Source organism: Herminiimonas sp., from assembly GCF_030655415.1.
The window spans coordinates 191,851-216,277 of the sequence record NZ_JAURVN010000009.1 but is presented as its reverse complement, the minus strand read 5'-3'; the positions used below and the strand labels follow the sequence as shown (position 1 = coordinate 216,277).

At 51.5% G+C, this 24,427-nt stretch carries 29 protein-coding genes and 1 pseudogene; 9 read left to right on the top strand and 21 right to left on the bottom strand.

The window, feature by feature from the left end; translation table 11 throughout:
• Positions 1-136: 136 nt before the first annotated feature.
• Positions 137-1,276 carry a diguanylate cyclase gene (locus Q7T66_RS07660; RefSeq protein WP_304932735.1) on the bottom strand — a complete coding sequence of 380 codons (1,140 nt, stop codon included), beginning with the start codon at positions 1,274-1,276 and terminating at the stop codon, positions 137-139.
• A gap of 214 nt (positions 1,277-1,490) precedes the next feature.
• On the opposite strand from Q7T66_RS07660, the gene Q7T66_RS07655 reads away from it, so the two are divergent.
• Both Q7T66_RS07655 and Q7T66_RS07650 read left to right on the top strand, forming a co-directional pair.
• Entirely contained in the window at positions 1,491-2,024 is a 534-nt protein-coding gene (locus tag Q7T66_RS07655; protein ID WP_304932734.1) for a DUF3617 domain-containing protein, read from the top strand.
• A 131-nt stretch (positions 2,025-2,155) separates the two neighbouring features.
• A complete protein-coding gene (locus Q7T66_RS07650; protein WP_304932733.1) occupies positions 2,156-2,545 on the top strand; it encodes a lysozyme inhibitor LprI family protein in 390 nt (129 codons plus the stop codon).
• A gap of 51 nt (positions 2,546-2,596) precedes the next feature.
• Here the strand turns inward: Q7T66_RS07650 and Q7T66_RS07645 are convergent, their stop codons facing one another.
• The 9 genes from Q7T66_RS07645 to Q7T66_RS07605 form a co-directional block, all read right to left on the bottom strand.
• Positions 2,597-2,992 carry a DUF2237 family protein gene (locus Q7T66_RS07645; protein ID WP_304932732.1) on the bottom strand — a complete coding sequence of 132 codons (396 nt, stop codon included), beginning with the start codon at positions 2,990-2,992 and terminating at the stop codon, positions 2,597-2,599.
• Positions 2,993-3,134: 142 nt separating this feature from the next.
• On the bottom strand, positions 3,135-3,539 hold the full coding sequence (locus Q7T66_RS07640; RefSeq protein WP_304932731.1) for a DUF2721 domain-containing protein: 405 nt from the start codon (positions 3,537-3,539) through the stop codon (positions 3,135-3,137).
• Between the two features lie 213 nt (positions 3,540-3,752).
• The gene (locus tag Q7T66_RS07635) at positions 3,753-4,397 is read right to left on the bottom strand and encodes a LysE family transporter (protein WP_304932730.1); all 645 of its coding nucleotides are present in this window, start codon (positions 4,395-4,397) and stop codon (positions 3,753-3,755) included.
• A 108-nt stretch (positions 4,398-4,505) separates the two neighbouring features.
• Complete coding sequence (locus Q7T66_RS07630) at positions 4,506-4,751, bottom strand: hypothetical protein (RefSeq protein WP_304932729.1); 246 nt, start codon at positions 4,749-4,751, stop codon at positions 4,506-4,508.
• Between the two features lie 95 nt (positions 4,752-4,846).
• On the bottom strand, positions 4,847-5,608 hold the full coding sequence (locus Q7T66_RS07625) for a transporter (protein WP_304932728.1): 762 nt from the start codon (positions 5,606-5,608) through the stop codon (positions 4,847-4,849).
• Positions 5,609-5,733: 125 nt separating this feature from the next.
• Positions 5,734-6,111, bottom strand: coding sequence for a homoserine dehydrogenase (locus tag Q7T66_RS07620; protein ID WP_304932727.1), 378 nt, complete (start codon positions 6,109-6,111; stop codon positions 5,734-5,736).
• A gap of 237 nt (positions 6,112-6,348) precedes the next feature.
• The gene (gene bla / locus Q7T66_RS07615; protein WP_304932726.1) at positions 6,349-7,239 is read right to left on the bottom strand and encodes a class A beta-lactamase; all 891 of its coding nucleotides are present in this window, start codon (positions 7,237-7,239) and stop codon (positions 6,349-6,351) included.
• 29 nt (positions 7,240-7,268) lie between these two features.
• Positions 7,269-7,658 carry a hypothetical protein gene (locus tag Q7T66_RS07610; protein ID WP_304932725.1) on the bottom strand — a complete coding sequence of 130 codons (390 nt, stop codon included), beginning with the start codon at positions 7,656-7,658 and terminating at the stop codon, positions 7,269-7,271.
• Positions 7,659-7,836: 178 nt separating this feature from the next.
• A complete protein-coding gene (locus tag Q7T66_RS07605; protein WP_304932724.1) occupies positions 7,837-9,054 on the bottom strand; it encodes an MFS transporter in 1,218 nt (405 codons plus the stop codon).
• A gap of 96 nt (positions 9,055-9,150) precedes the next feature.
• On the opposite strand from Q7T66_RS07605, the gene Q7T66_RS07600 reads away from it, so the two are divergent.
• On the top strand, positions 9,151-10,143 hold the full coding sequence (locus Q7T66_RS07600) for a LysR family transcriptional regulator (protein ID WP_370691622.1): 993 nt from the start codon (positions 9,151-9,153) through the stop codon (positions 10,141-10,143).
• Positions 10,144-10,153: 10 nt separating this feature from the next.
• On the opposite strand, the gene Q7T66_RS07595 is transcribed toward Q7T66_RS07600, so the two are convergent.
• Positions 10,154-11,455: a bifunctional diguanylate cyclase/phosphodiesterase gene (locus Q7T66_RS07595; RefSeq protein WP_304932723.1), complete on the bottom strand. Its 1,302-nt coding sequence runs from the start codon at positions 11,453-11,455 to the stop codon at positions 10,154-10,156.
• A 268-nt stretch (positions 11,456-11,723) separates the two neighbouring features.
• Here Q7T66_RS07595 and Q7T66_RS18030 point away from each other — a divergent pair.
• Both Q7T66_RS18030 and Q7T66_RS07590 read left to right on the top strand, forming a co-directional pair.
• Positions 11,724-12,203, top strand: a pseudogene (locus Q7T66_RS18030) (7TM-DISM domain-containing protein); the annotation flags it as partial.
• Between the two features lie 36 nt (positions 12,204-12,239).
• On the top strand, positions 12,240-13,559 hold the full coding sequence (locus Q7T66_RS07590; RefSeq protein ID WP_370691623.1) for a diguanylate cyclase: 1,320 nt from the start codon (positions 12,240-12,242) through the stop codon (positions 13,557-13,559).
• Between the two features lie 31 nt (positions 13,560-13,590).
• Here the strand turns inward: Q7T66_RS07590 and Q7T66_RS07585 are convergent, their stop codons facing one another.
• A complete protein-coding gene (locus Q7T66_RS07585; protein ID WP_304932721.1) occupies positions 13,591-14,388 on the bottom strand; it encodes a hypothetical protein in 798 nt (265 codons plus the stop codon).
• A 322-nt stretch (positions 14,389-14,710) separates the two neighbouring features.
• On the opposite strand from Q7T66_RS07585, the gene Q7T66_RS07580 reads away from it, so the two are divergent.
• Positions 14,711-15,028, top strand: coding sequence for a hypothetical protein (locus tag Q7T66_RS07580; RefSeq protein WP_304932720.1), 318 nt, complete (start codon positions 14,711-14,713; stop codon positions 15,026-15,028).
• A 182-nt stretch (positions 15,029-15,210) separates the two neighbouring features.
• On the opposite strand, the gene Q7T66_RS07575 is transcribed toward Q7T66_RS07580, so the two are convergent.
• The 7 genes from Q7T66_RS07575 to Q7T66_RS07545 form a co-directional block, all read right to left on the bottom strand.
• Entirely contained in the window at positions 15,211-15,603 is a 393-nt protein-coding gene (locus Q7T66_RS07575) for a histidine kinase (protein WP_304932719.1), read from the bottom strand.
• Complete coding sequence (locus Q7T66_RS07570) at positions 15,593-16,108, bottom strand: GAF domain-containing protein (protein WP_304932718.1); 516 nt, start codon at positions 16,106-16,108, stop codon at positions 15,593-15,595. The genes Q7T66_RS07575 and Q7T66_RS07570 overlap by 11 nt, the downstream gene beginning before the upstream one ends.
• Positions 16,109-16,365: 257 nt before the next feature.
• Positions 16,366-16,878: a peptide-methionine (S)-S-oxide reductase MsrA gene (gene msrA, locus Q7T66_RS07565; protein WP_304932717.1), complete on the bottom strand. Its 513-nt coding sequence runs from the start codon at positions 16,876-16,878 to the stop codon at positions 16,366-16,368.
• 124 nt (positions 16,879-17,002) lie between these two features.
• Positions 17,003-17,977, bottom strand: coding sequence for a TAXI family TRAP transporter solute-binding subunit (locus Q7T66_RS07560; RefSeq protein WP_304932716.1), 975 nt, complete (start codon positions 17,975-17,977; stop codon positions 17,003-17,005).
• 86 nt (positions 17,978-18,063) lie between these two features.
• Positions 18,064-18,459 carry a VOC family protein gene (locus Q7T66_RS07555; RefSeq protein WP_304932715.1) on the bottom strand — a complete coding sequence of 132 codons (396 nt, stop codon included), beginning with the start codon at positions 18,457-18,459 and terminating at the stop codon, positions 18,064-18,066.
• A 55-nt stretch (positions 18,460-18,514) separates the two neighbouring features.
• Complete coding sequence (locus Q7T66_RS07550; protein ID WP_370691621.1) at positions 18,515-19,018, bottom strand: VOC family protein; 504 nt, start codon at positions 19,016-19,018, stop codon at positions 18,515-18,517.
• A 52-nt stretch (positions 19,019-19,070) separates the two neighbouring features.
• Complete coding sequence (locus Q7T66_RS07545) at positions 19,071-19,529, bottom strand: fasciclin domain-containing protein (protein ID WP_304932714.1); 459 nt, start codon at positions 19,527-19,529, stop codon at positions 19,071-19,073.
• A gap of 171 nt (positions 19,530-19,700) precedes the next feature.
• Between Q7T66_RS07545 and Q7T66_RS07540 the strand changes: the two genes are divergently transcribed.
• The 3 genes from Q7T66_RS07540 to Q7T66_RS07530 are packed head-to-tail and all read left to right on the top strand — an operon-like array spanning position 19,701 to position 22,394.
• A complete protein-coding gene (locus tag Q7T66_RS07540) occupies positions 19,701-20,672 on the top strand; it encodes a MerR family transcriptional regulator (RefSeq protein ID WP_304932713.1) in 972 nt (323 codons plus the stop codon).
• A gap of 37 nt (positions 20,673-20,709) precedes the next feature.
• Positions 20,710-21,954 (top strand): glycosyltransferase, encoded by a 1,245-nt coding sequence (locus Q7T66_RS07535; protein WP_304932712.1) that lies wholly within the window; start codon positions 20,710-20,712, stop codon positions 21,952-21,954.
• A 41-nt stretch (positions 21,955-21,995) separates the two neighbouring features.
• Entirely contained in the window at positions 21,996-22,394 is a 399-nt protein-coding gene (locus Q7T66_RS07530; protein WP_304932711.1) for a hypothetical protein, read from the top strand.
• Positions 22,395-22,425: 31 nt separating this feature from the next.
• Here the strand turns inward: Q7T66_RS07530 and Q7T66_RS07525 are convergent, their stop codons facing one another.
• Positions 22,426-23,937, bottom strand: a complete 1,512-nt coding sequence (locus tag Q7T66_RS07525; RefSeq protein WP_304932710.1) for a phosphatidylserine/phosphatidylglycerophosphate/cardiolipin synthase family protein — start codon at positions 23,935-23,937, stop codon at positions 22,426-22,428.
• 19 nt (positions 23,938-23,956) lie between these two features.
• Entirely contained in the window at positions 23,957-24,340 is a 384-nt protein-coding gene (locus Q7T66_RS07520; RefSeq protein ID WP_304932709.1) for a glutathione S-transferase N-terminal domain-containing protein, read from the bottom strand.
• Positions 24,341-24,427 lie beyond the last annotated feature (87 nt).

The following is a 24,427-nucleotide window of genomic DNA, read 5'->3' as shown; positions in this document are numbered from 1 at the left end:
AATAGTGGGTTTGTTGTATATGCAAGCGTCTGGTTGAGGGGCGATCAAGACAGCTTGTTGGCGCATAGAAAATGAATCGCGTTGCAACCTTCGCAAACTAGCACGAAGTCTCATCAAAAATGAGGCGATTTGATCGTTATACGCAGAAGCGATTGCGCCCCATATCTTTGGCTTCATACAGTGCAGCATCGGCGCGGCGTATCAACTGCGCCCATGAGCAATTGCCATCCAGCGGCAGCGTAGCCAAGCCCGCGCTGATGGTCACAGGATGTTCGCCGAGGAAGCGATAGTCGCGCACCGCGTTGATCAGGCGTTGACCTATCAATGCCGCACCGTTGAGGTCGACGCCCGGCAAAATCACCAGGAATTCTTCGCCGCCATAACGACCGACCAGATCGATAGAACGACAGGTTTTTTGCAAAATGGCTGCTACTTCTGCCAGCACTGTATCGCCGGCTGCATGACCAAATTCATCGTTGAAATGTTTGAATAAATCGATATCGATAAATGCCACCGTCAACGAGCGTTGCAGCCGAATAGATAAATCCAGTTCGCGTTCACCGGCAGCCACGATGGCCCGGCGATTCAGTAATTTGCTGAGCTCGTCGTGAGTGGCAAGATGGCGATTTTCTTCTATGGTCCGCTCAAAATAAAGTAGCAGCAAACCGATAGAAAACAGCACCGTGCCAGCGGCCGGTATGACATAGGTCGTGACAACATCAAACGTCGTGCGGGTAGCCGGTATCGCTTCGCAGATTTGCACACCTGCGATCCACAGTTTAAGAACATTGCCGATCATCAGCAGCAAGATCGCGCCTTGCACCAAACGTTGGACAAAGGTTTGTGGCGGTCCGTTCTGCCCTTGCCAAACCGCACGGAAACTCAATATATGCAGCAGCAAAGTAAAGACAGAAAACAGGATGGACCGCTCCGCCATAGGCACGTTCAGGTGCAGTGCAAGTCCGAGCGAAACAAGGAATGCCAGACAGATCAACCAACTCCATTTAGGCGCTTGTTTTTTATAAAAAGCCAGAATGCCGTGCCATTGATAAATCAGCCCGGCCATGATCAGACCGCCACCACTCAGCAGGACAAAGGACCGCGGGTGACGGCTATTCAGGATGGCAATCAATACGCCTAGAGCGATATAACTACCTGCGAGTGCCCAGTAGCGTGTGCATTTTTCGGTTGGAGCCGCAAAAAAGACGCCCGCCATTACGAGTGCGATACACACTTGCAATAGGATAAGGATGATGCCGGCGGTTAGCGAATCCATAAGAGATCCATGAAGGACGTAACCCGATCTGAACGTATGCTGCTTTTTTAATTATCTGCTTTTAATTCTAGCTGATTCTTTATGGAAATATTGTTAACTTCTGTCACGTTGGTAATTTCATACAGCTTCAAACGAGACTGATTACGCAAACCGAATGTTGTGATGCGAAAAAACCGGATGTACGATGTAAAAATCATTTCAAGCGAGGTTCATCATGGCTAACTTTTTTAAATTTTCTGCCGCCGCGGTTCTGATGCTGTCCGCTTCGATTTTCGTCTTTGCCGCAGGCAGCATGAAACCTGGGTTGTGGGAAGTCACACTGCAATCCAGTGCGCTGAAAAACATACCGAAAATATCCCCGGAACAAGTAGAGCAAATGCGCAAAATGGGTGTCGACATGGCGCAACTGCAATCCGGTGCCATCGTCAACAAGATCTGCATTACGAAGGACATGGCCGAGCGCGAAAGCCTGCCGCAAATGAATCACAAGGACTCCGGCTGTGAGATGAAGAATCAAAAGCGCACCAGCGACGGCTACACGATGGACTTGATTTGCGATGGCGCGCAGATGAAGGGAAAAGGAATGAGCAAAACTGTATTCGCCAGCGATCAAAGTTTCAGTACGACGTCTGAATTCAAGGGAACGATGCAGGGAATGCCGGTCAATGATAGGACCGATACCAGTGGTAAATGGTTGAGTACAGATTGTGGCTCGGTCAGACCGATCAGGGATGCGCCAGGTAAGTGAGCGCAGACAATAAATGCGAACTTATCTATCAATAAATCTAAGCGCATAGAGCACTCAACGAGTGTTACGGAGCAAAAGTGAATAAGAATTTGACGTTTAAAGTCTGCGTAAATGGCAATCGACGAGCACAGATGAAAAAGATATTGGCGGCGGGCGCTTTTCTAATCATTGCGCATACTTCAGTCTATGCACAAGTCGCCAGTTTCGATTGCAAGCGTGCGAGCACGGCGACCGAGCGCGCGATATGTAAAACGCCTGCCTTGGGTGCCAAGGATCTAAAGATGGCGAGCTATTATCAAATTCTGCAAGAAGCTCACCCCGCTGTTGGCGGCATGGCGTATAGAGAATTTCGCGACAATATCCATGCAGAACAAAGCAAATGGATGAAAAGTGAAAGAGATATTTGCCGCAGCAGCATCGACTGTCTGACGCGAGCGTATGACCAGCGCATCAAGGCTTTACACGAAACCTTGCTCGCCAATGTAGCGCTTACTTACGGTCGTAGCTGTGACGGTGGGTAACGTGGGTTGCGCGAACGAGCGAACCCTGAAGTAATCTGCCGCGGAACAGTTTTATTCTTCTTCAGGTATGGCGTAAGCGTACTCGCGCAGATCTTCCAGACGGACAATTTCTAATATCTTTTGATTGGTACTTTCCAGCACCACTTTAGGTGCGACGCCTGCGCGCCAAGCTTCTACCCAGCGATTGGCGCACAAACACCATTGATCGCCAGGCTTCAACCCAGGGAAATTCCATTCTGGACGAGGCGTCGATAAATCATTGCCGCAACCGCGGCTGAATTCAAGGAAGGTCGCCGTCATTACGGTGCAGACGATATGCGTGCCAACATCATCTTCATTGGTTTTGCAGCAACCGTCGCGAAAATATCCGGTGACGGGTTTGAACGAGCACGGTACCAAGGGTTCGCCGAACACGTTTTTAGCAATGGGAAGAGTGACTGGCGGCATAAGATATTTACAATGAAAAAGGCGTTGAAACGTTGCGTCTGAGGATGCAACTATACGCCCAAATCAGAGTAGCAGGCAGCTGGAAATTTTCAAGACTGCCGCTGGTAGAGCGGTAGGATTTTATTGCTTACTTCGTGCAGCCTTACTTGTGGTCGCGCAGACTTTGTTCCATATCTTCCATCTCGATTTCGATCGCCTTCGTGCTGATGGTGATTTCATGCAGAGAAACCAGCAAGGATAAAACCAGCATGAAAATACTCAGTCCGAAAATCACTTTCGCGATGGGTATCAGTTCAATAAAAACCAGCAGCATCGAGAGTGCGCACAGCAAAAATGACACGACGCCCATCGCCTGCATGCGCTGAATCAACAGCACGCGCTGGCGCAGGTTGGATATTTGTCGCGTGACTTCATCGCGCGCACGATCATCCTTGTATTTAACATGCAACTGACGAATCAATTGTGCGGTGACAAGAAAGCGATTGGTATAAGCCAGCAACAGCAATGAGATGGCGGGGAAGAGTAAAGCAGGCGTAGTCAGATCCATAATTTCATCTAGTGAGGGTTAGTCTAGAAAAGTACATGCGTGTGCTTATGGCGCAGCATGTTGATAAAGCAAAGAACTTAACGCAAGAAGTGCGCCCGTAAACAGGTCGAACACACAGCTTGTGTAAACAGGGATTCGGCCTGATGAGGCTATCACTCTGCTGCGACAGATATTGCCGCAGCCTCATTGTAAAGGGTCAGGCTGACAGCAGAATTACGTGGCAGGGCTACGTTTGACGAAAAACAACCCGGCGCCGACAGCCATCAGCAAGCCGCCGAAGAAGCGATTCTGTTTTTTAACTGCATGCGCATCGCGGAAGAAGCGCTGCATAGACGACGCGGCAAATGCATAAGCGTGCATCACGATCACATCGATGGTGCACATCGTTACCGCAAGAATCATCAACTGTGGCAGCAAAGGCGCATCCTTGACGATGAATTGCGGTAGCACTGCCACCATGAAGACCACGCCTTTTGGATTGGTCGCATTGGTGAAAAATCCCAGCAAGAAGCGCTTGCGCAAGCTGGGGGCGCTAGTGTGTCTGAGGCTTGCCTGCAGCTCGGGTGCCATCACCGCCTTCGCACGCCATTGGCTGAAGCCCAGATAAATCAAATAAAGCGCACCAATAGTCTTGACGATATTGAATGCGATTTCAGATGCGATCAACAAAGAACCAACGCCGGCTCCCGCAACGACCAGCAGCAAAAGCAATCCCAATTGCAGACCAAAAATAGTGCCCGTGGTTTTGCGTACTCCATAAGACAAACCGTGCGACATCGATAGCACTGCGCCGGAACCGGGAGAAACTGCAATCAGGATGGATGCAACGAGGAAGGTGAGCCAGTGGGTGAGGGTCATGATGGATTGCAGAGAAAATAGCAGTAAACGCGTAATGCCGAAGTTTACCGTGTTTCAACTTTTCGCATCGCTGGTCGCATCAAGTGATATTGATAAAACAGCAAACCGTCACGATCGGAAAAAATACAAAGCCGCGCACAACCCAGCACCGATCAAATACAGCATCCACGTCCGTGATATTGCATAAGGAAACAGCATCAGCGCAACGCCTATCCATTTCGGATGCATCAGTTCGTTGCGTTTGCCGTATCGATAAGCGGCGTAGCCGATGACGCTTAACAGAATCGCGCCGAACAAGTAGGCAGGAGTTGGAATCGTGAAGCCCATTGTTGCCAGCGCGGGTACATTGTTCATCATATGGACTCGGTATTTTTATATCGGGTTTGCTGCGTATATCAATTGCGGAGCTGCAGTAGCCTTGTTGCTCAACTCATTCAAGCAGAACTCACTTACCAAAAATTCGCAATCGGTACGACTATCCCCGTGAACACTTCCCAATCGGGAGAATTGTTGTTCAAGCCTTTTGCGAAGCCGAAGTCGATCACTATCCGTTTGCTCGGGCTGTAGGTCAATGCGGTTAGAAAGAGGGCATTCTTAGGGAGGCCGCTTTGATGTGTGCCCGACAGTTCGCCGACCACGCCCCATTTTTCATTAAGGGTCTTTGATAGCGATGACGATATGCCGGTCAGCGTGCGTCCTGTGCCTTCGTCCGGCGCGCCTATGCGTGTGGTGTTGATATTCGTGTCTAGGTGGAAGTCGCCGATGTCTTTGCTGAAAATGCCGTTCAGTGTGTAATCCGCTTTGCCGCTTCCTATCTCGCCTTTGCTACTCGGCATACGGCTGGTGAATTCCAGGCCGAATGCGGTTTTGTCATCGATTAAAAAAGCACGTTTTAATGTAAGGCTGGTATCGCCGAAACCACTGATGCGATTATCCGGATCGCGTTGCCACACATAGGCATCGCCCCCGAGTAGCACGCCCCAGTTTTCGGTAAAGGCGAGTTTGAATTGATAAGGCACGCTGTCACGTCGCTCCTCATTCGTCTTCATCGATAGTCCACCTAATTCCAGTTCAAGCTGGCCAGGTGCAGGCAATTGCGCAGGGGAAGAAACGGTAGGTCGATATGGCAAAACTGGTGCGCCGTCGTCGGCCAAAGCCGGCAAGCTGCATGCTGCAATAAATACGAAAATCAGGTTTTGCATCCGTGTCATGGTTGCGCCCTTTTTGTTGGATCAGCAAGGCAGTGGATCTTTATATATCAAGGTCTGCTGTCTTGCTGATTTTTGTTATAAAAAATAATAGCTGTTACGAAATGCTTGTTTTATCAATTGCGGAATCAGTAACCACTTTTGCCATGCACACTTGGTAATGCAACATCACTGGCAATCAAGGACCAGATCAATTTTGCTATGGTTTCGGTCGCAATAATCGTGTGGCGATTGTCAGCGGCCATCAATTTTTCGCGTAGATCCTTGCGTACTGCCGGCACGCCGGTCAGGTCAAAAAGAATGTCGATTTTTTCGCCCATCGCAATCAGTGCATCGGTATCGAGAACCGCAATACCTTGAGCCTTGGCCAGAATTTTGCCACTGGTGTCGCCATTCTCGGCTACCGCGATGACTTCAATATCCTTGTTGGGACGACGCAGCAATTCGGCCAAAAAAACTGAACCAACTCTACCCAGGCCGACGATTGCAATTGATTGTTTACTCATGTCTTCTCCATAGTCTTTATGTAATTTCTTTTTTATCCAGGGCCGTCAGCGTTTGAATTCAGCAGCTCTGGTGCACATGACTATAAGCCCAAATGTGCAATCAAATTACAGCGGACAAGAGATTTAGTATTGATGTGTTGCGGATTGTAGATAGGAAAGAAGGGCGGACGCAAAGCGATCGCTGAGTTGATCCCCTTGCAGAAGTAGCAAGCTTGCAAGCGTCAGGTAAAAGTGACTTTATTTGAAGGCTGTAATCACGATGCGCGTCGCAGCAGCGACTACATCATCGCGTGGCGCGGCATCTTTGACGTTCTGTGTGAAGTAGATGGCAGCAACGATGGGTGCGCCGCCATTCGTTGGCCACAGCACGCCGATATCATTGGTCGTGCCGTAAGAGCCGGTGCCGGTTTTGTCGCCGACTATCCAGCCTTTGGGTGCAGCAGCCAGCATGCGTTTGCTGCCGGTCGTATTGCCTTTCAACCAAAGGATTAATTGTTCGCGTTGCGGGAATTCCAATGCATCGGCCAGCGTGAGTTTTTGCAGACTCTTTTCCATTGCCGCTGGCGTCGTTGTGTCGCGCTCGTCGCCGGGTATCGCCGAATTCAATTCCGGTTCCCAGCGATCAAGGCGAAATATATCGTCGCCGATGGAGCGCGCATAAGCGTTGACGGCTGTCGGCCCGCCCAATTCATGCATCAATAAATTTACTGCGGCGTTGTCGCTGTATTGCAAAGTAGCTGCGCATAGTTCGGCAATCGTCATGCCGTCGCTGATGTGCTTTTCGGCTATCGGTGCATAGCCCGATTTCGTCACGTCGTCCTTGTTGTAGCGTATGCGTTTATCCAGTAAACCTTTTTCTGTTTGGCTTTTTTTCAAGATAGCCGCGGCGACGATGGTTTTGAACGTACTGCAAAAAGGGAAGCGTTCATCCGCGCGATACTGCACGCGCATGCCGTTGCCAGTATTGATTGCCGATATGCCCAGCCGCCCGTTGGCAGACTTTTCCAGCCTTGCCAGTTCGGTCGTTATGGTCTTTTCCTCGCTGGCGAAAGCAGGCAAAGACATTCCGCTAAAAGGTGTAGCGATGGCGGCCAGTAAGAGGGCGCGTCTGCGCGTTGAATGGAGCATGGATTTTTCTGCCAAGGTCGATCGCCGACTTACCCGGCAGTCCGAACAAACAGGGTTTCCAGCGGTGTATCACCTACAACGCGGCTGCGATGACCGTGCAAGTTGCTATCAAATTCCGCACCGTCAGGTAACAGATCGTTGGAGAAAAAATGATCGCCAGCTTTGAAGATGCGTGCCGTGCCATCGCGCAAACCGATTTCCATTTGCCCGCTTAATACAACCAGCCATTGTGCGGTTGTTGTGCAGTGAAAGTCGCTGCTGATGCCTGGAGGGCTTTGTCTTACTTGAAATCCTCCAGATGGAATCAGATCGGACAGCAAGGCTTTCGGCGAGCCGCCCGGCAATGCAAGTGCTTCTTCGCGAAATTTGGCGAGGCCGTCGGTGTCGGTGTAGAGAACGATGTTTTTGAATGTGGTCATGGCGTTTAATGTTTAGATTGAGGGCCGATATGCAAAAACCGAATGCCACTATCGCTTGCATATAAATTCGATAGCAGACATTCGGTAAGGAGCAATATCGGCTGCAAAGATTCAGGCGATATCCTAACGCATAGTCATCTCAACTACATGCAACGAGCATGCGCAGTTGTAAAGGCGATTAGTTTTTTCTTTGACCGACCATACGCACTGCCAACGCAGCCAATGATGAAACGGTCGCGAGCATCACCACGCCCGCCCAGCCCCATTGCGCCAGCATCAAGCTACCCAATGCAGCGCCACTCGCCATGCCGACAAACATGCCGGTGAACAGCAGCGCATTCAAGCGGCTGCGTGATGCTGGATCGATGCCGAATACAACCGTCTGATGTGCAACCAGCGTCGCTTGTATACCGAAGTCAAAGCCGATTGCGCTGACGACGATCAATGCCAGTTGCAGATGTGTTGGCAGCAAGGGAGCGAACCACATTGCAGCAAACGACACTGCAGCCAAGCCAGCACCAAGACGCGTCACCAACTCTGGACCGCGTTTATCAGCCAGGCGGCCAGCCAATGGCGCAGCGAGTGCGCCGGCTGCACCAGCCAGGCCGAATGCACCAGCCGCTGCGCTACCAAGATGGAAAGGTGCGGCGTGCAACATCACGGCCAGCGTCGACCAGAAAGCGCTGAAGCCAACAGCCAGCAAACCTTGTGCATACGCAGCCTGACGTAACTTGCCATGGCGACGCCACAGATCAAGCATCGATCCCAGTAATGCGCCGTATCCCAATTGCGTGGTCGGCTGGAAGCGTGGCAGGCCGCGCCATATCGCCACCACAACTAATGCAACGCTGACGGCTGCGGCAACATACACTGCGCGCCAGCCAAATTGTTCCGCACCAAAACCGCTGACGACGCGCGACAGCAAAATGCCTAGCAACAAGCCTGTCATCACCGTGCCGACAATTTTGCCGCGATGTGTTTCTGGGGCCAGCGTTGCAGCAGCCGGGATAATGTCTTGTGCCATCGTTGCGGTCAGTCCAATCACCAGGCTGGTGGCAAGTAACCAGGTGACGTTTGGCGCCAAGCCGCTGAACAACAAAGCCAGTGCCAGCAAGGCTGCTTTGATCAAAATAATATTGCGTCTGTCGTAGCGATCGCCCAAAGGCGCCAACAACATAATTCCCAGCGCATAGCCGAGTTGCGTCAGCGTTGGCACCAAACCGATCATGCGGTCGCTGGCATGAATGTCCGCGCCCAGCACGCCCAGCATAGGTTGGCTGTAATAGAGCGAAGCCACGCTTAAGCCGGCTCCGGTCGCGAGTAACAGGATCAGCGAGGCTGGCAGCGCAGGCTTTTCTGTAGAGATGCTTGTATTTGCAGATTGAATAAGCAACATGATGATTTTCCAGATATTGACGATGAATTGCATTCTCCTCGCTGTGATTCGTGCTTGGTAGTGGCCTTGAATGTAGATTTGTTATACGCTTAACGTATGAATAGACCAGATAGCCCAGCACGCAAGCGCTCAGATAAGCAATCCGGTAATCCCGGCGTAGACCGCATCGAGCTGATGCAAACCTTTGTCCGCATCGTCGAGACGGGGAGTTTATCGGCCGCCGCCGAGCAGCTCAAAACAAGCCAGCCCACCGTGAGTCGCCGTCTGCAAACCTTGGAGCGAAGTCTGGGTTTACGCTTGCTGCAACGTTCCACGCACGTGATGAAGCTGACCGAAGATGGCGAACGCTGCTTCGCGCATGCCAAGGATTTGCTGGATAACTGGAAGGCGATGGAAGCCGATTTGCGCGGTACGCAAGATGAGCCGGAAGGCACATTGCGGGTGCTGGTGCCGCATGCGTTCGGGCAGGATCAGTTGATTGCGCCGCTTACTAATTATTTGAATCGTTTTCCGCGCGTTTCGGTTGAATGGTTATTGCATGATCGTCGTCCGGACTTTATTGCTGAAGGTATCGATTGCGCGATTCAAGTCGGTGCGGTCGAAAATCCATCTGTCATTGCTATCAAGCTGTTCGATATTCCACGCATAGTCGTAGCCGCGCCTCAGCATGTAGCGGGCAAGTCGCGGCCATTGACGGTGGAAGATTTGCACAGCATGCCATGGCTGGCCTTGCGTACTTTTTATCGCGATGAAGTCACGCTCGCACGCCTATCTGACGGTGAAGAACATCGCTTCACGATCAAGCCGCGTATGAGTACCGACAGTTTGTATGCGATACGGAATGCCGCTTTATCTGGTCTAGGTGCCGGCATCGTCTCGGCGTGGCTGGTGGCGGATGATATTGCGCAAGGTCGCTTGGTGCATCTGGCGCCCGACTGGCACGCCGCACCGTTGCCGGTTTATCTGGTTTATCCGTATGCGCGTTATTATCCGGCGCGCTTGCGTCTGTTTATAGAAACCATACGGACCATGATGCCGTTGATAGAAGAAAAAACTTCTGACGTACGCAGCAAGAAAAAGAAGCGCTAACTGTTAGCGCTTAACCTTTTGCTGCCAGTACGGCATTGCGCGCGGCTTCTGCTGCGGCATCAACCGTATCGTTGTGAGCCATGACGACCGCTTCAAAATCTGCAATCGGTACCGGCTTGCTCAGCAAATATCCTTGAAACGAATGGCAGCCAAGGTCAGCCAAAAATTGTCGATGCTCTTCCGTTTCCACGCCTTCAGCAATCACATGCAAACTCATGCCGCGTGCCAAGTCGACTACTGTCCGTACGATGGTCACGTCGTGTGTATCCGTGAGCATGTCACGTACAAAAGACTGATCGATCTTGAGTTCATCAAGTGGTAGTTTTTTCAGATAGTTGAGTGACGAATAGCCGGTGCCAAAATCGTCCAGTGACAGATGCACGCCCTTGGCTTTCAGCGCATTCATTTTGGTGATGATGTCGTTCACATCGTTGACCAACATGCTTTCCGTCAGCTCAAGCGTGAGTCGAGCCGGGGCGATGCCCGAACGATCCAGTACCGAGATGACTTGGCTGACGTAATCAGGCTGCTTGAATTGCAGCGCACTGACATTGACCGCCAGACTCAAATGCGCGGTGGCGGGATTTTTCTCCCATGCCATCAATTGCGCACAGGCCGCGCCCAGCACCCAATGCCCAAGCGGCATGATCAAGCCGGTTTGTTCTGCCAGCGGGATAAAATCCGCTGGAGGTACCAATCCATTAATTGGATGCTGCCAGCGCAACAGCGCTTCGGCGCCGACGATCCGACCGTCATCGCCAGTTTGCGGCTGGTAAAAAAGAACCAGTTGATTACCTGGAATCGCTTTCCGCAGATCGGATTCCATCACGCTGCGTTCGGACAGATTGGCTTGCATCACCCACAGCAGTGTCCACAACAAGCCCGTCGCAATAATGTTGTGTATCCAGGTACCTGGCACGCGTACATCCGGGCCCAGCACATAAGCCTGCATGCCCCAAGTTGTGCTGGCAAAGAAGACAAAGCCGAGCAAGCCAGCCAAGGTCATGCCATGTCTGAGCCAGGGTTTGTCACCCTTGAAAACCAGCCAGGCAAAGAGCGCGATCACCAGAAAATAATTGTGATTCGAGCGCGGTGCGTCCAGCGTCGGTATATCCAGGAACGCACAAAATATGCACAGAACCACATACACATAACAAAACATGATGATGGATGCGGCGCGTATGTGTCTTCGTAGAGTCAGCAGCGCGGTACCGGTGGCAACCAACAGCGAAGCCAGATTGATGTGCCACATATTCCAGTTGCCGTGGACGACAAAGTACACGCCCCAGCAGAGGGAAATGCTGCCGAGCATGAGCGAACTCACTAGCAAGGCGCGGCGCATGCGGAGCGACTGCTTGCTATTCAAGTGCGCCGTTATCTCCATTGATATAGCCTCAAGTGAGTACCAAAGATTAAATTTAATTACTTTGCGTTAAAAAAATTTTACGCTGTGACTTAATCTGCGGCAAGGAAAAGTGTCAGAAAAGAAATGCAATTCTGCTAAAGTTGTTCTGCAGAACGTCCGTAATTAAATAACGGCGTCCAGTTAATGCGCATGAATCAATAGGAATCGAAAAGCCATGCGACATGACGTGTATATCTTGATGACAAAGCGTTTTCTAGCGCTGCTGCTCCTGGCTTTTCTTTTGTTTGGGCAAACTGCGCAGGCCGCTACGATCACGCTGGAAGACGGTCGCAAAAGTTATCTGGTACATGCTGCGCTGGATGTATTGGAGGACGTGCCTGGCGAGCTAAGTTTTGCCGATGTCAGCATTGGCACTTCTACTACGGCGTTCAAACATCAGAAGGCCGGCCTGTTTAGTTTCGGCTTCACTGATTCGGCATACTGGTTTCGCTTCGATATCGATAACCCGTCACTGCATACTCAAAACATGGTGCTGGTGTTACGCACCGCATGGCTGGATTCAATACGCGTCTATCTGCCCGAAGGTGACGGCGATTACAGAACACTGCAGCTTGGCGATGCACAACCGTTCCGCACACGCCTGCATCCGCATCCTCAATTTCTAGTCGATCTGCAAGTCCCTCCTGGCAAGCAAACGTATTACCTGCGCATTACCAGTACGCAGGCTTTCATGACGCCGATTGAATTGTGGCAGGCAGATGCCTTTCATGAAAACGATAGACTGCTGACCGGTTATTTCGGCATGTTTTATGGCGTGTTGGTTGTCATGTTTTTGTACAACGCCTTTATCTGGTTCTCGACGCGCGATCGCAGCTATCTGTATTACTGCTTATATCTCGCGGCTTTTTTCCTTATGAATTTTTCGTACAACGGGCTCTCTTTCCAATATCTATGGCCAGATTCACCGCGTTGGGTGAACTGGACTTACACCAGCTGGGTATTTCTGTATCAGTTGATGGCCATCCTGTTCGCGATGGTCTTTCTGGAAACGGCGATACGGCTGCCGCGCATGGATAAAGTATTGCGATATTTTCTGTTCGTGATGGTGGCGGTATGGGTGGTATCACTGATTAGCTGGAATCCTGTATTTCACAATGCTGCTGGCGTTTATTTTGTTTTTCTCTATTCGCCGCTGACCGCGATTGCCGGCATCCTCGCATGGCGCTCGGGCTTTCGAGCTGCGCGATTCTTTGTCGTCGCGTCTATGGGTAATCTGGTTGGCGCTTTTGTTACCGCTGCGGTTGTCAGTGGCTTCATGCCATACAGCTTTACCAGTTTTCATGCGGTGGAATTCGGCATTCTTGCCGATGTGGTGCTGCTGTCGCTGGCGCTGGCAGACAGAATTAATTATGTCCGCAAGCAAAGCGAAGCTGTCGAACGAGAAATCATCGAGCAGAAACTGCAATCGAATGCCTTGCTGCAGCACGCCAAGGATGATCTCGAACGCATCGTGCTGGAACGCACAGCCGAGCTGTGCAAGGCGAGGGATGAAGCAGAGCGCTTGTCGCGCATCGATGGCCTTACCGGAGCCTTCAATCGACGATATTTTAATGAAGTCGCCGCCAAGGAATTTACACGGTCGAATCGGAATCAGGAGGCGCTCTCGCTTATCTCATTCGATATCGATTTGTTCAAGCTGGTCAACGATACCTATGGTCACGCAGTAGGCGATGAAGTTATCAAGGCAGTAGCCAAGATCGCTAAAAATGCCGTGCGCGAAATCGATTTTGTAGCGCGCATAGGCGGAGAAGAATTCGCCATCCTGCTACCGGGAACCAATCTGGAGGAGGCGAGCACAACGGCAGAACGCTTGCGCCTACTGGTGGCGAATCACCAGATAGCGTGTCAGGGCAAAAATCTGCCATTCACCGCCAGCTTCGGCGTGGTCCAACTCAACGACAACGATTTGAGTTTTGAAGCCTTGCTGCAGCGCGCAGACGAGATGATGTATATGTCCAAGAAGGCAGGGCGCAACACCGTTTCTGCGTAAACGTTTTAGCGCGAGCCATGTCGCGCTGTCGTCATGATTGAGCGCTGCGTGCTTCTGCCAGTGCGATCGTCAAATGCTGAATCTTCTTTTTCAATTGATCGCGTTCTTCATTGAGTTCGGTAATCACAAGATTCAATTTATGAATTGTGATTTGATCTGGCGTCGCATCGGCTGGGGGCGGAACCGGCTCCGCTTTCGGTGGCAGTTTGGCTTCACGTACTTGACGGGCAACCTGACGCAATTCTTTTTTGCCACCAGCAACCGCTTCAATCTGCTTATCGCTAGGCAGTGATGAGATCGCCGCCGCAGCATTGATCGACACGATGCCAGCTTTCACAGCACTGACTAATTCCGGGGCAGCGGTTTTCTGAATCTTTTCAATTTGACCCAATGTCACCGGGCTTACGCGTGCAGCTTTGGCGATGACGTCGCGGGTCAACGCACGCTCTTCATTCGCTTGCGTAGCGGCTTCCGCTTCTGATGTCTCAGACGATGGTTGTGCGGTACGTGCGCTCAGAATTTCTTTCTTGCGCAACGCAAGTACACCACGCTGAAAATCCGACACGCTACGTCGCCCCAGATGATTGTCGATCATCCACAAGTGCACGTCGTCTATCGATTTGAATGTTTCGTTCTGCACCGTGTTGAAAGTGATGCCATGCTTTTGGCAGATGCCGTAGCGATTATGGCCATCGATCAGCAGATCGCCCCACAACACCAGCGCATCGCGGCAACCTTCAGCGAGCAGGCTGCGTTCAAGTGCTGCGTGTTCATCAGTGGTGAGTGGGTCTATATAGGCTTGCAGATCTGCGTTGATGGTAATCGTCATGAGTCAGGAAAAATTCAGGCAAAAATAGGTAGGCGCTAGTTTACACATAGGCACGCTGATCTCGCTGAATAAATCAGGGTTTGCAACGAAGAAAAGTGACGTAAAAGTTTTTTCATTTATGACCGCATTTGAGTTTCTTCAGCGATCGGGCTGTATATGTATCGAGATGCAGGCCAATCTCAGCCATCTTGTTTTAAATTCTCTGCGGCATCAAAAACGGCTCCCTTTTCGATCTAAAGCAGATATTGCCCAGGCATATAACAACTTCAGAAGGAACGAATGGTTCTCTTATGGATCAGACAACATTAACGGGAGAATACATATGTCCGTACCACTGATTTCAATTGTGCGAGAGCAACGCACGGAATACAAATGGTCTCTTATTTGCGGCCCTCAATTGCTTCACTCCAGATTTGGTCAGCAAGACGTGATAGCGTGTTTACAAAGCGCGGGAGAGGTTGCGCCTGCCGATCAACAAATGGTCGAAATAATGTATCGCCATGTACATATGGGCACCCACTTGATTAAAGATCTTGTGACAAACGCGGGAAGCCTAGCCAAGCACATCAGCGAAACTTATGCAGCCTTAATTGCAGACACGCCAGCAATACTCCCATCTCCGCCGCCCGCTAATAGTTGATCTCTACATCCACCGCCGACCTCAGGATGAGCCAATCGTAGAAGTGCAGATATTTTTATTGCGACGTTCCAGCTCTACGATAAATATCGCCTACATAAAAATAGCTCCGCGATGGAACCATGTGAGCTTTCAAAATTTATCTTTAAGGGATGGATTGCCTCTGCAATCAGCCCTGTCATTGATCAAGAATTCATCGGATGTGTAACCAGCTCGATTGCTGAAATCACATCTCGTACCTTGAAGGGTTTGATCAAGATTCGACTGACCTGCAAGGTCTTCAGCTTCTCTACAAAATTTTCGTCGCATGCCGGTGTGATGACGACGACCGGCATATTGGGAGCGGCCTTGAATGATGCATTGCGTAGTGCGTATAAAAACTGCAGATCTTCTAGCTCATCATCAATCGTCGCAATCAAACCAGAGTAGATGTCACTGCCTAAATACTGTTGGGCGTTGCTGATGTTGGTAACTTTTCTGACTGTTGCCAGATTTAATTGTCGGGCGGTCGAGGCGATGACGCTGCCGACCATATGATTTTTTTCAACCAGCAAAATGTGATGCAGTTCAGAGGCCATGGCGTTCATCCGATGAGCTTGCTTGATTGATCAACTCTTCGACCACCAGATCGCGCAGTGAAGAAAGTATCGCCAATCCGATTGCATCTATCTCGCGCGGTACGCTGTCGATCATGCAGAGCGTGCCAACATTTTGCCCCGATGGTAGCGTCAACGGTGCACCCACATAAAAGCGCACATGCGGCTCTTCAATCACAAATGGGTTATCAAAGAATCGCTGATCTTTAGTCGCGTCGGCAACGATCATGGTTTCGTTCGACAAGATCGCATGACCGCAAAATGAAACATCGCGTGATGTCTCGCACACATTCAAGCCCACACTAGCCTTGAACCATTGGCGCTTCTTATCCACTAAAGTGATGAGCACCATCGGCATTTCAAATTCTTCAGCGGCAAACGTGACGATGCGGTCGAACCGTTCTTCCTGTGGCGTATCAAGAATCAGCAACTGGCGTAATGCCTGCAGTCGATCATCGTCGTCAGCAGGGATAGGTGCTTCGATCATAATTTTTCTCACTTCATGACAGGCAAGGATTCATCCCACTTGATTTTCTTTCGGCTGCAGGAAAGTTGTCAACTGCTACGTCGGGCAAGAGAGTTGAATGTCTCTGTATCGCGGGTGTGAGGCGGGCTTGGCGTTAATGGATAGTCAGTCTGTAAACTGAAGCGGGCGGCGCGAACCTGTATTGTTTCGGGCCGCCCGTGTCAGGTGCGCCATCTGCGCCATGAACAGCGCATCGATCAGTTGATGCGCTTGCCTGCTCAGGTTTTCGAACGCACCGGCAACTTCCAGTTCGGACGAATGAAGTGGCAGGTATAGCCGTTCGGATAATGCTCCAGATAATCCTGATGTTCTGATTCTGCATCCCAGAATGGTCCGGCGGCTGCAATTTCAGTCACTACTTTTCCTGGCCATAATCCCGATGCTTCGACATCCAACACAGTGTCTTCAGCGATCTGTTTTTGTTCATCGTTCACATAGTAGATCGCTGAGCGGTAGCTGGTGCCGGTATCGTTGCCTTGGCGATTCTTGGTGGTTGGATCGTGAATCTGGAAGAAAAATTCCAGCAACTCGCGATAGCTGGTTTTGCTCGGGTCATAAATGATTTCTATCGCTTCGGCGTGGGTGCCGTGATTGCGATAGGTCGCGTTGGGTACATCGCCGCCGGAATAACCAACATGCGAAGACACAACGCCGGGACGTTTGCGTAACAGATCCTGCATGCCCCAGAAGCAGCCTCCGGCAAAGACTGCACGTTCGGTTGTTTGGCTCATTTGTGTTCCTTCACGTTATGGTGACAACTGCTTTGTAATGGATGCAGCACTTGTGATTTGTTGCCAGCGCTAGTTGGTTTTGCTGTCTCAATATTATGTGGGCGATTCGTTATTTTTAAAGGCGCTACTTCAAGCCAATTTCACGCAAATACTTTAATGTGCCCGGATGCAGGACTTGCGTATTCGGCGCGGCGGTAGCGGTATTTGCTGCGGTGGTTTCGCGTGCTTGTGGCAATAGTTCGGCAATGACAGGCTCGCCCTTGTGCAGCGCGCGTGTCAAACGATATGCGGTTTCATCGGGAAGAGTGGTGCGCGCCATGATGAAGCTCCACGACCCTAAAGAAGATAGCGCTGCCGATTGGCCCTTGAAGCTGTTGGGCGGCAAGATCAGCGGTTTGAGGAAGCTATGTCGCGCGCGTATGGTCGCGATCTCTTTTTCGTCGGGCACTATAAAGCGGCCACCGGATGGCGCGTTGCTCACTGCGACAAAGCCGGGCCAACTGCTGCCTCCGCCCCATAGTGCCGCCACGCGGCCGTCAGCAACCATCGCTGGTCCATCCCCGGCGCGTTCCAGGTATACCGCCTGAAAATCCTTATCCATATCGAGTCCCAGGCCGTCCAGCACGTAACGCGCGAGGATTACGAGGCCCGAACCGCGCGCGCCGAATGCCACGGGCTTGCCGCGCAAGTCACTGATGCTGAGATACGGACTATCGGCACGCACGACGAACATGCCCGGCGTGGAATACATGGCCGCGATGATCTTGATATTGGCGGGGATATTTCCTGCACGCCCCACGCCCTGCAAGGCTTCGTATGCGGCTTCGCCTTGTACCAGCGCAATGTCGAGCGTGCCGGCTTCCAGCAATGGAATATTCTCGGTGCTGCCTTTCGTATTGCGCGCTTCTATCAACAGCTCGGGATCAGTTTTTGCAATCGTGCGAACGACGGCATCACCAAAAACCGGGAAGCCGCCGCCGGGAGTAGCGGTTCCCATCACGACGCCAATCTTGTCGGCTGCAGTGGCTGGCATCAAAGTCGTGAATGCTGCACCGAGAAAAATGAAAGACCGAACTGCAGAGCGAAGATATCCAGGCATTGCTGTCTCCTTGATGAATACTGTAATGACTAGGGTTGAGTCAGGTTTTAATTTCAAATTTTCAAATGGGCGCGCTGCCAGGCAACTCAATCTTCATAGCTTTCATCCTTGAATTCGATCAGGCAAAAGCCGTGGCCGAATGGATCTGCAAATGTGACGCAGCTTGAACCCTTCCAATGTACGCATTCACTTTCTTGAATCGCGCCAGCATTGATTGCGCGCTGTGTGGATTCCACAATGTCATCCACAACGAAATCAATATGTACCGGCGTCCAGTGCCTTGCGTAATGATGCCTTGGATTCGGTGAACGCTCAGACTGTGATTCAGCAGCTTTGGCTAGCAGATAGATCGGTGAGGCTGCCCCAACCAGTTCGGCCACATCATCAGCGATCACGCGCTTGAGTCGTAATCCCAGTGCCGCGCAGTAGAAGGTGATCGCAGCTTCCAGTTCGGGTACATCGATGTTGATCAGCATTCGCATAGACCCACCTGTGATTCATTGGTAAATGACTTGCTCCTGACTTGCTAAAGTTTGCTTAACTTCGTACTTGTTCCACTCCAGCTTCAGCCGTCACAAATTCAATCATCACGCCGGGTACGGGGGCGACAAACAATTGCCGCTCACCCGAGCCCGGCACTTCGCTGGCGCGATATTCGATGCTGTCGGCTTCCAATCGCGCAATGAGTTGCTGCCATTCGTCATCACTTACAACGCGAAAAGCAATGTGATCGATGCGCGATGCGAGTTTGGCTGGTGGCAAATCAGAGTTGGACTTGACCAGATGCACAACAGGTTTGCCATCGTGATACAGCCAATGACCATCAAAGCGAAACGGTGGCCGCTCGCCTTCAGTCAGGCCAACGATGTGGCAAAAGAAATGCCGTGCGGTATCGAGGTACGGCGTAGTAACGGTAACGTGATCGAGTTTCATGCCGATATTGTAAAACCACATCGCAAATGCTTGTATGGTCAGGTGATGTGTCGATCTCTCTAATGAAAAAGCCCCCGACAAGTCGGAGGCTTTTTGTATCTTTCGCATTTGCTGTGCACGATCTGGATTCAGTTCACGCAACAGCGCATGCGCAAGCCATTTACATCTTCGGCATGATCACTGTATCGATGACGTGGATGACGCCATTGTCAGCAGCGATATCAGTTTTGACGACGTTGGCATTGTCAACTTTGACCTTGCCACCGGTGGTGGTGACCTTCAGGCTGGAGCCTTCGACGGTTTTCACGTTGCCAGCTTTAACATCTGCTGCCATGATTTTGCCAGCGACGACGTGATACGTCAGCACTTTGGTCAATGCAGCCTTGTCTTTCAACAGCGCGTCCAGTTTTGCTTTCGGGATTTTTGCGAATGCTTCGTCAGTTGGTGCGAACACGGTGAACGGACCTGGGCCCTTCAATGTATCAACCAATCCAGCTGCCTGCACGGCAGTAACCAGCGTGTTAAACGAGCCTGCTGATTTCGCCGTATCGACGATATCTGCTGCGTGACTCATACCAACTGCAAAAGCGAAAGCTGTACCAATCAAAAGTTTTTTCATTTTGTCTCCATTCAGAGTAAGGGAAAATTGCTTTGGGTATTGCAAGTAACACGTAGTCGTTACCACGTACAAAATAGACATGGCGTTTATGTACTGTAGCCACGACATCGCTTGTTGTCCATCAATTGAACCGATACAATCAACACATTGCGGTTCAACATCGGGTCAAATATGAAAAAGCCAGTCAAAGAAACAAGTGCGGCGGTACAAGAAGACAGCGCAGGGTCCGCTTACCGTAGCGGTACGGCGGCACGTCTGGCCGGCCTTTCCGTCGAAACGCTGCGCGTATGGGAGCGACGCTACGAGCTATCAGATACGCAGCGATCCGACCGCGGACAACGTCTCTATACAGTGGAGCAGGTGAATCGTTTGCGCCTGCTTAAAAACCTGGTGGATCAGGGACACTCCATCGGCTTGATTGCCGGTTTGCAGATCGCGCAACTGGAAGAGTTGGCGCGTACTCATACATCCGAACAGGTGCATCGCGCAGGTCCGATCCGCGTTGCACTGGTCGGTCAACGATTGAAGGAACGGCTGGCGACAACCGGCCGCGACAATCTATCGCTCGACATCCGCTGCACCAGCGTCACTTTAGTCGACGCCATGTCAGTGTTGCCGAACGCCGGCGCTGAAGTATTGGTGGTTGAAATTGCTGAGCTGGACGAATCCGCGGTGCCGCTGATCGAACAGGCGCGGCAGGTAGCGGATGTGCAAGCAGTGGTGGTGATGTATCGCTTTTGCCCGAGTGCCGTCATCCGTCAATTGCGCATGAACAATTGCCTAGTCGTGCGCGTACCTGCCGACATCGGCGAGCTGGTCGTACTATGCCGCACCGTTCTGGCAGGACAACGCGTCGCGTTGAATGTCGAGCAGGGAGCAGAACCAAGCCCACCAAGATTTGATGACGATGTACTCACCAGCTTCACCACAGCCAGCAATACCGTCGGATGCGAATGCCCGCGTCATCTCGCCGAGATACTGCTCATGATCAGCAGCTTTGAGCGCTACAGCGCGCAATGCCTGTCACGCAACGCCGACGATGCGCAATTGCATCAGGAGCTGGGTCGTGCGGCAGGGCAGGCAAGGAATATTCTGGAAGTGGCGATGGCACGATTGGCGCAGGCCGAGGGACTGCAGTATTAACGACTAGCGCTCGTCTTCCATCCTTGAGGAAATTGACATGAAGATCGGCATACAGACCTGGGGCACCGATGGCGACATTCTGCCCTTCATGGCGCTGGCGCATGGCCTGCAAGGAGTGGGGCATCAGGTCACGATTGCGTACACCACCGTCGATGGCAAAGACTACGCAACGTATGCCGCCGCCGGTGGTTTTGTCGCGATGTCCGCTTACGATGGATTTGATGGCGGACTCAATCCCGTGCTGCAAGACATCGTCCTCACCAACGATCCGATGAAGCAGTTTGTGCTGGTGATGCAGCATTACTTTGATCCAGCGCTGGAAGCGATGTACGCAGCATCACAATCGCTATGTGCTGACAACGACATCGTCATCGGTCACATGGTCAATCACACGCTGTTGACTGCGGCAGAATTAAGCGGCCGTCCGCGCGTCTCGGTTGCGCTCGCACCGCTGGCGATGCGCACCAAAGAGATCCCGCTGTTCGGCCCCAACTTCGGAAAATTTTTCAACGGTCTGACCTGGAAGCTGGGTGACTATGTCGGACGCAAAAAAATGTTTGCGCATGCCGAAGCATTACGTATCCGCGAAGGATTGCCCCCGCTAAAAAGTTTACAAGACCAGTTGTATCTGTCAAAGGACCTGACCCTGATTGCATCCAGTCCGGCATTGAGTCCGCGCCGTGCCGACTGGGCCGACTACATTCACCTCTGTGGCGATCTGCATTATCCGCAAGACGATCATCCGATTGCCTTGCCGCCGGGCTTGCAGGAATTTTTGCAGGCCGGGCCGCCGCCTGTGTATATGACGTTTGGATCGTTGGCGCAATTTCAGGCAGAGTCCTTCGATTCCTTGATGACGGATGCTTTGACTTTGGTTGGCTGTCGCGCCATCATCCAGTCGGATTGGCCGGGCAAAACGTCGCCGGATATCTTCCGCTGCGGTCGCGCACCGCATGCGCAAGTGTTCCCGAAATGTGCCGCCATCGTGCATCACGGCGGCGCGGGAACTACGCATTCATCCGCGCGATCCGGCCGACCGTCCATCGTGGTCGAGCACGCTTTTGATCAGCAGTTCTGGGGTGATGAATTACGCCGCGCCGGTATGGCAGGGACTGTTCTGCATCGCAATACCGTTACGCCGGATCAGTTGGCAGAAGCGCTGCGCACCACGCTGCAATCAAATACCATACAGCACCGAGCGACAGAAATCGGCCGCGCCATGCAGCAGGAAGATGGCGTGGCACGTGCCATACAATTGATAGAACAGCGTTTTAGTCGATGACTTCTTTGGCGTCTGGCAAGCCGATACAGGAAAGGAAAATCATGCGGAATAATTCAATTGCTTTACTCACGGCCTTGTCGCTCAGCATGCCAGTCGTCGCGGCTGAGCAACTTGGCGGCGTAGCAGTGCACGCGACACAGAACGAGACATCCAGGATCATCAAAGGCAAGATCACCGGTTACGAAACCGCCGATCACACCGTGCAGATTTCAGCTGGACAGACGCTGAGCGTCAATCTCAAAACCAGCAATACCTCCAGCTATTTCAACGTCACCGCTCCGGGCGCAAGCGAAGCCATGTTTATCGGCTCGACTTCAGGGAATACTTACGAGAGCGTGATTCCTGTCAGTGGCGTCTGCACGATCCGTGTGTACATGATGCGTAATGCAGCGAGGCGCGATGAGGTCGCTAAATACACATTGAGCGTCAAGGCAAAGTAGACGAGAGTTAATCGCTACTATCCAGCGCGATTTACAACAAAGGTTTAATCGGCATCATCTGAAACATGCGCAATTTACTGCGTTTGGTAATGGGCACATATTGATCAGGATCATCAGTGGCCGCGTTCCAACTGTTCTCTGCTTGCATATCTACTTCGATCACGGCCTCGATCTTTTGCGCCAATTCTTCGTTGTAAATAATCACACCGGCTTCGGTATTCAAGTTTTCTGAGCGCGGGTCAAGATTGAAGGTACCGATGTAAGCTATTTTTGAATCGACAATCAGGGTTTTGGCATGGAGCGCGGTTGTTGGTTGCGTAACGCTCACTGTTCCTGATTTTTGCATCAGTTGGCGCTGTGTCGCCGCATCGGGTTTGTACTCAAAGATTTCGAGGCCGATGCCCAGCAATTCTTTTCGCTGATTTCGATAACCGCTGAACGCAGGCAAATTGTCGGTGGACGCCAGCGAATTGGTGTTGATGCGTATCTGCACTCCACGTGCTCTCGCTCGTTTAAATAACTCCAGGGCAGCGTCCGACATGACGAGATAAGGCGACTGGATAACGATACTTTCCTGCGCGTCTTCTATCAATTGCGCCAGCGCTGTGGTGGAGAAGCCGCCGCCACTCAAACTATTCAGACTGTCATTCTTGCCCGGTTTGTCGCTGATGAAATCCGCTTTGCCCCACGCAATCTGAGCTGTCATGCGTTGCGATGTTGGCCCGACCTCATTAATGGCATTGCGGACCTCGGTAGCAAAGTTGCTAGGCGATTCTGCGTATTCATGCAGTTTTTTCTGAATGCCGATGACTTCATTTTCATCGATTTCCACATGTTTTTTCATCAGGCCCAAACCGTTGTAGCGCTGTGCGACTGGTACGCTGAGCTCGCTTTCCCAAAATTCCCTGAAGCTGAATTGCATGGTCGTCACCACTTCGCCTAGCAGCAAGGCATCGCGGTCGCGAAAGTTGAATTCCTGGTGGTAATCGTAATATTCGGCGGCCATATTGCGTCCGCCGGTGATCGCCACTTTGCCGTCAACGATAAATGTCTTGTTGTGCATGCGCTGATTCACACCGCGAAAATCGGTGGCAAGATTGAGCACACGTTTTTGCAAAGGGACGCCGACTGAATTTTTGGGATTGTAGATGCGGATATCGATATTTGGATGTCGTGACAATGCGATCAAGGTCTTGTCTTCTGCATCGATCAGTAAATCGTCAACGATCACGTTGACCTGCACGCCGCGCTTCGCAGCGCGCAGCAATGCTTCGGCTGCAAGGGCGCCGATGTTGTCCGTGCTCCAGATGAAGTACTGCACTTCGATAGTCTGCTGTGCATGATCTGCCAACCAGGCTCTAGCCATTAAAGCCTCTGCGCCGCTATCCAATACGTAGATGCCACTTTGTCCCTGATGCGCCGCGATTTGATCATCAATAAACGAGAACGATGTATCAATCGTTGTACCGACTGCAGCACCTACTGATAGCGGCAGTGACAACAGCAGTGCAGATAACAAATGCTTCAATTGTTTGATTCGCATAATCAAGGATGGCAGTGGATTAGTGGGCGACTGCAAAGCGCTGTTGCAGATAGGCGATGATCTCGCGTGAGTTGTACAACCAGCGGGTTTGATTATCTGCGTCGACGATCTTCAGGCACGGTACTTTGCTGCTACCACCTTGCGCTAACAGAGCTTGACGATTTTCTGCTGAATGCTGAGCATCGTGCTGTTCTACATTCAATGACAGCCGGCGCATTTCCTGGCGCACCTTGATACAAAACGGGCAGGTAGTAAATTGATACAAGGCCAGTTGCTGGCATTCCGCATCGACGCGTGCCTGATCAGCGGCGCTGCGAACCAAGCCCTTGGGTTTGCTCAGTTGTTCTTTCAGAAGTAAAAAAGGGCCAAGTATCAGTCGTACCAGTTTGAAAAAGTATTTCATTGATGCCTTAAGGTGATGCGAGTGGTGGGCTTGAATTGACCTTCAACGCGCCGAGAAAGGCGAGAAAGTTGCGCGGCTTTTTTGTTT